At 67.0% G+C, this 5599-nt stretch carries 5 protein-coding genes; 4 read left to right on the top strand and 1 reads right to left on the bottom strand.

What is annotated here, in order from left to right:
- The 3 genes from QZV72_RS05875 to QZV72_RS05865 all read left to right on the top strand — a co-directional run.
- Positions 1–767, top strand: a 767-nt coding sequence (locus QZV72_RS05875) for a quinolinate synthase (RefSeq protein ID WP_297006233.1), incomplete at its 5' end; no start/stop codon positions are given.
- Positions 768–777: 10 nt separating this feature from the next.
- Entirely contained in the window at positions 778–1746 is a 969-nt protein-coding gene (gene nadC, locus QZV72_RS05870; protein WP_297006231.1) for a carboxylating nicotinate-nucleotide diphosphorylase, read from the top strand.
- A 161-nt stretch (positions 1747–1907) separates the two neighbouring features.
- A complete protein-coding gene (locus QZV72_RS05865; RefSeq protein WP_297006229.1) occupies positions 1908–2405 on the top strand; it encodes a hypothetical protein in 498 nt (165 codons plus the stop codon).
- A 121-nt stretch (positions 2406–2526) separates the two neighbouring features.
- Here the strand turns inward: QZV72_RS05865 and QZV72_RS05860 are convergent, their stop codons facing one another.
- Entirely contained in the window at positions 2527–3300 is a 774-nt protein-coding gene (locus QZV72_RS05860; protein ID WP_297006228.1) for a DnaB-like helicase C-terminal domain-containing protein, read from the bottom strand.
- Between QZV72_RS05860 and dnaE the strand changes: the two genes are divergently transcribed.
- On the top strand, positions 3299–5599 hold a 2301-nt coding region (gene dnaE / locus QZV72_RS05855; protein WP_297006227.1), incomplete at its 3' end, for a DNA polymerase III subunit alpha. The two genes, QZV72_RS05860 and dnaE, sit on opposite strands and share 2 nt — an antisense overlap.

The following is a 5599-nucleotide window of genomic DNA, read 5'->3' as shown; positions in this document are numbered from 1 at the left end:
TCCTCTCCCCGGACAAGACCGTCCTCATACCGGACGCCGGGGCCGGCTGTTCCCTGGCGGACTCCCTCACCGCCGGGGAACTGGCGGAGTGGAAGGCCGAACACCCGGACGCCCTGGTGGTCAGCTACATCAACACCACCGCCGCGGTGAAAGGCCTCACCGACGTGTGCTGCACCAGCTCCAACGCCGTCGACGTGGTCGCCGGGCTGCCGGCGGACCGGGAGATCCTCTTCGGCCCCGACCAGTTCCTGGGTGCTCACGTGCGCCGCCGGACCGGGCGTGACAACATCCACGTCTGGGCCGGGGAGTGCCACGTCCACGCCGGAATCTCCGGGCCCGAGCTGGCGCGACGGGCCGAGGAGAACCCGGACGCCGACCTCTTCATCCACCCCGAGTGCGGGTGCGCGAATTCGGCGATCTACCTGGCAGGGGAGGGCGTCATTGATCCGGCACGGGTGCACATGCTCTCCACCGGGGAGATGCTCACCTCCGCCAGGGCGGCGTCCGAGGCGGGGCGAGGGAAGGTGCTCGTCGCCACGGAGGTCGGCATGCTGCACCAGTTGCGAGGCGTGGCCCCGGACGTGGATTTCGCGCCGGTGAATGAACGCGCGACGTGCCCGTACATGAAGATGATCACCCCGGCGGCGCTGCTGCGGTGCCTCGCCCTCGGCGCCGATGAGGTCGATGTGGCCCCGGACGTCGCGGAAAGGGCACGTCAGGCGGTGGAACGGATGATCGCTGTCGGAAATCCCGGTGGTGGGGAGTAAGTTGTCCGCCGTGCCTGTTACCAAGACTTCGCGTCGGGAGATGTTCCCCGCTGATCAGCGTTTCCCCTACACCGCCCCGCTGGGCGACCTGGGGTGCGCACCCTCACTGTTCACCACACTGTCCAGGACCGCCCTGGCGGAGGACCTCTCCGCCGGGGACGCCACGACCCTGGCGACCGTCCCGAAGGGTGAGACCGGGCATGGCCTGCTGATCGCACGGTCCGGTGGTGTGGTCTCCGGCATCGACGCCGTCCGCTCGATCCTCGTCGAGGCTGCCGAGCCGTTGTTCACCGCTGTGCTCGGTGGGACGGTCGCCCTGACCGACGCGGCATCCAACGGCGCTGTCGTCGCGCCGGGTGACGTCGTCGGAGTGCTCACCGGGCCGGTGCGCGCGATCCTGCAGTTGGAGCGCACCGTGCTCAACATGCTCACCCATGCCTCCGGTGTGGCGACGCAGACCGCTGCCTGGGTCGCTGCGGTGGATGAGGCTGCACCGGAGGAGCACCGGGTGGCGGTGCGAGATTCCCGCAAGACCCTGCCGGGGCTCCGGCTGCTGGAGAAGCGTGCCGTGGTCCACGGAGGCGGGGTGCCGCACCGTTACAACCTCTCTGACCAGGCGATGGTCAAGGACAACCACGTCACCGCCGGCGGCGGTGTGGTGGACGCCTTTCTCGCGGTGCGCGCCGCGCACCCGGAGCTGTGGTGTGAGGTGGAGGTGGACAACCTCGTGCAGCTGCGGGAGGTGCTGTCGCTGAAGCGTCCGCCGCAGCAGGTGCTGCTGGACAATTTCCCGGTCGTGGACACGGTCGCTGCGGTGGGGATGCGTGCCGAGAAGGCGCCGAACGTGCTGCTGGAATCCTCCGGTGGTCTCACGTTGGACGTGGTCGGTGACTACGCCGCCTCCGGTGTGGACTCGGTCGCTGTCGGTGGGCTGACCCACTCGGCCGCGTCGCTGGACATCGGCCTCGACCTGGAGTGAGGTCGGTGCTTTGACCTGAACGGGTCCATCGGTGGGATCTGGCCTCTTGGCGAGGCTTCAGATCTGCGGCAGGCACATCTCCGGCGATCCGTCGCACGGAACGGACGATCCGTGCCTGACGCAGGTGTGCTGTACCTGGTCACCGGCGGTACCCTGAGGCCATGCGAAGCGTGACAGAGGGGAAAACCGAGGTGTTCGAGGCGAAGACGCCCACAGAGCTGCGGATCATCCCGTTCGTCATCCTGATCCCCTCGATGGTCGGCATCCTGGCGGCACCGGTCTGGCAGGTGATCGTGCCGATTGTCGCCGTCCTGCTTCTGCTGGTCTGGGCGTCCTTCACCGCCCGGGTCTCGGTCCGGGTCGGGAAGGACGCCGTCGAGGTCAGAGGTCCGTTCTACCGCAGGACCATCCCTGTCGCGAAGTTCGCAGAGGTCACTGTGCACCGGGAGGGTGCTGCGGACCACAGCTGGCTCAACTGGCCTGTCGTGGGACGGGCGACCTCACCCGCAGGCGTCCGGATGAGCCTCAGCGGCACTGTCGGCGCCAGGATCAGGACGACAGCGGGGGAGAAGTACACCGTCTTCCTGGCGACCCCGGCAGAGGCCGAGGCCTGTGTCGCCGCGGTGAAGGCACTGCTCCCTAGTCCCGCTGAGCCCTGACGACGGCGCCTCGGGCGAAGGTTTCGATGTCGGTGTTGTCGCCGGTCATGGTGTGCTCCTCCGGGGTGTTGTACAGCAGATTCCGGCCGTTACAGCGCTTTACAGCGAGGCAGTTGCCGATTCACCCCAGCGGGACGAACCTGGCACGGTGCATCTGGTGGGCCACCCGCACCACAGCGATCGGCCCCATCCGGTTCTTCACCACGTGAATGTCCGCCTCACCAGAGCGTTCATGGTCCCGGTTGGTGGTGTCCGGCCCGATGACGTCGATGCAGTCGACACCGATCACCCCCACGTCCGACGGGGACAGCGACCCCAGAATGCTCTCGCCTCCGGCGACGGGGTCGAGGTCGAAGGTGTCCAGCGGCGACTGGGTGTAGACCTCCAGGGACTCACCGGCGAGCAGCTTCTCCGCCTCGGCGATCGCGGTGTCCTGCGTCGCGGAACGGTCAGTCAGCATCGGGACGCCCGATTCACCGGACAGCAGTCGCAGCCGGATGTCCGCCCCGGACATCTCTCCCGAGAGAAGGAGGGCGTGTCTCCTCTGCCGGAACGCCGCCTCGCGCAGGAGCTGCAGAAGAAGGGTGGTCTTCCCTGCTCCGGGGCGGGAGGCGATGACGATGAGCTGGCCGGGGCGCATGCCGCCGGTGATCTTGTCGAGGTCGGGAAACGCGTAACGGACGGTGCCTGGCGGTGTGCGGATCATCATCCCGACGGTAGTGGAGATCGGGCGTCGCAAGGTGGTCGTGTTCTGCAGCGGGCAGATTCGGTCATGGCGGGTACGCGAGGCGACCGGATCGGCCCGCTGCGGAACATGGAGGACGCGGGGAGGATGCGGGGCGGACGCGGCGCACCGGATGGACCGCCGGAGCCCCGGCGGTAGACTGTCCGCCATGAAGAAGTCCTCCTTCGTCCACCTGCACAACCACACCGAGTACTCCATGCTCGACGGCATGGCGAAGGTCGATCTTCTCGCCCAGGAGGTTTCCCGGCTCGGCATGCCCGCCGTCGGCATGACCGACCACGGAAACATGTTCGGCTCCGACGCCTTCTACCACGCGATGACCAAGGCCGGTGTGAAGCCCATCATCGGCATCGAGACCTACATGGCCCCGGACTCGCGCCTCATCAAGGACCGCATCCGCTGGGGCCAGCCCGAGCAGAAGCGGGACGACGTCGCCGGCGGCGGCTACTACCTCCACCAGACGATGATGGCGGAGAACGCCACGGGTCTGCACAACCTCTTCCGCCTGTCTTCGCTGGCGTCCTATGAGGGCCAGGTCTCCAAGTACCCACGCATGGACGCCGAGATCGTCGCCGAGCACGCCGAGGGCATCATCGCCACCACCGGCTGCCCCTCCGGCGACGTGCAGACCCGGCTGCGCCTCGGCCAGTTCGACAAGGCCCTGGAGGCCGCCGCGATGTGGCAGGACATCTACGGCAGAGACAACTACTTCCTCGAGCTCATGGACCACGGCCTGTCCATCGAGAAGCGCGTCCGTGACGACCTCCTGGAGATCGGACGCCGCCTCGAACTGCCGCCGCTGGTCACCAACGACTGCCACTACGTGCTGCAGACGCAGGCCAAGCCTCACGAGGTCATGCTCTGCGTCCAGACCGGCGCGACCCTGGAGGAAAAGACCCTCGACGAGGGCGGCAAGCGCTTCGCATTCTCCGGCGACGGCTACTACGTCAAACCTGCCGAGATGCTCCGCGAGTACTGGGACCCGATCGTCCCTGACGGCTGTGACAACACCCTGTGGATCGCCGAGCGTGTCCAGGACTACGGCGAACTGTGGGAGGAGCATCCTCTCGACCGGATGCCGAAGTACGACGTCCCCGAGGGCCATACCCCGGTGTCCTGGCTTCGTCACGAGGTCGCCGAGGGGCTCAAGGCCCGGTTCCCGGACGGGGAAGTCCCCCAGGAGTACCTCGACCGTGCGAAGTACGAGATCGAGGTCATCGAGATCAAGGGCTACCCGTCGTACTTCCTCGTCGTCGCCGACCTCATCAAGCACGCCCGGTCCATCGGCATCTCCGTCGGTCCGGGTCGTGGCTCCGCCGCCGGTGCGCTGGTGGCCTATGCGCTGACGATCACCAATATCGACCCCATCGAGCACGGTCTGATGTTCGAGCGGTTCCTCAACCCGGAGCGTCCGTCGGCACCGGACATCGATATCGACTTCGCCGATGACCGGCGTGGCGAGATGATCCGCTACGCCGCCGAGAACTGGGGGGAGGACAAGGTCGCCCAGGTCATCACCTTCGGCACGGTGAAGACCAAGCAGGCCATCAAGGACGCTGCCCGCGCCCACCACGGCCAGCCCGGTTTCCAGATCGCCGACCGCATCACCAAGGCGCTGCCCCCTGCCCAGGCGGCGAAGGACATCCCCCTGTCCGGCATCATGGACCCGGAGCACCCACGGTACGGGGAGGCCGCGGAGATCCGCACCCTCATCGAGACCGATCCGGTGGTCAAGGAGATCTACGATGACGCCCTCGGCCTGGAGGGTGTGGTCCGCCAGGCCGGCGTCCACGCCTGTGCGGTGGTCATGGCGTCCGTCCCGCTGATGGACCACATCCCGATGTGGAAGCGGCCCGCCGACGGCGCCTACATCACCGGTTGGCCCTACCCGGCATGTGAGGCCATCGGCCTGCTGAAGATGGACTTCCTGGGGCTGCGCAACCTCACCGTCATCGCCGACTGCATCCAGAACATCAAGCGCAACCGGGGTGAGGACTTCGACCTGGAGAATCTCGCCACCGACGATCCGGCATCGTACGAGCTGCTGGCCCGCGGCGACACGCTCGGTATCTTCCAGCTGGACTCGGGCGGCATGCAGGAACTGCTCAAACGGATGAAGCCCACCGGCTTCAACGACATCGTCGCGTCCCTGGCGCTGTACCGGCCGGGACCGATGGGCGTCAACGCGCACCTGGACTACGCCGACCGAAAGAACGGCCGTAAGCCGATCGAGCCGATCCACCCGGAACTTTCCGAATCCATCAGGGACATCCTGGAGGAGACCTACGGTCTCATCGTGTACCAGGAGCAGATCATGAGGATCTCGCAGAAGGTCGCGAACTACACCGCCGGTGAGGCGGACGGCTTCCGTAAAGCCATGGGCAAGAAGAAGCCGGAGGTGCTGGCCAAGGAGTTCGACAAGTTCTCCGCCGGCATGAAGTCCAACGGC

Origin of the sequence: uncultured Corynebacterium sp. (genome assembly GCF_902782855.1) — a bacterium.
In the GTDB taxonomy this organism is placed as follows: Bacteria; Actinomycetota; Actinomycetes; order Mycobacteriales; family Mycobacteriaceae; genus Corynebacterium.
This window is presented reverse-complemented; position numbering and strand designations above follow the sequence as displayed.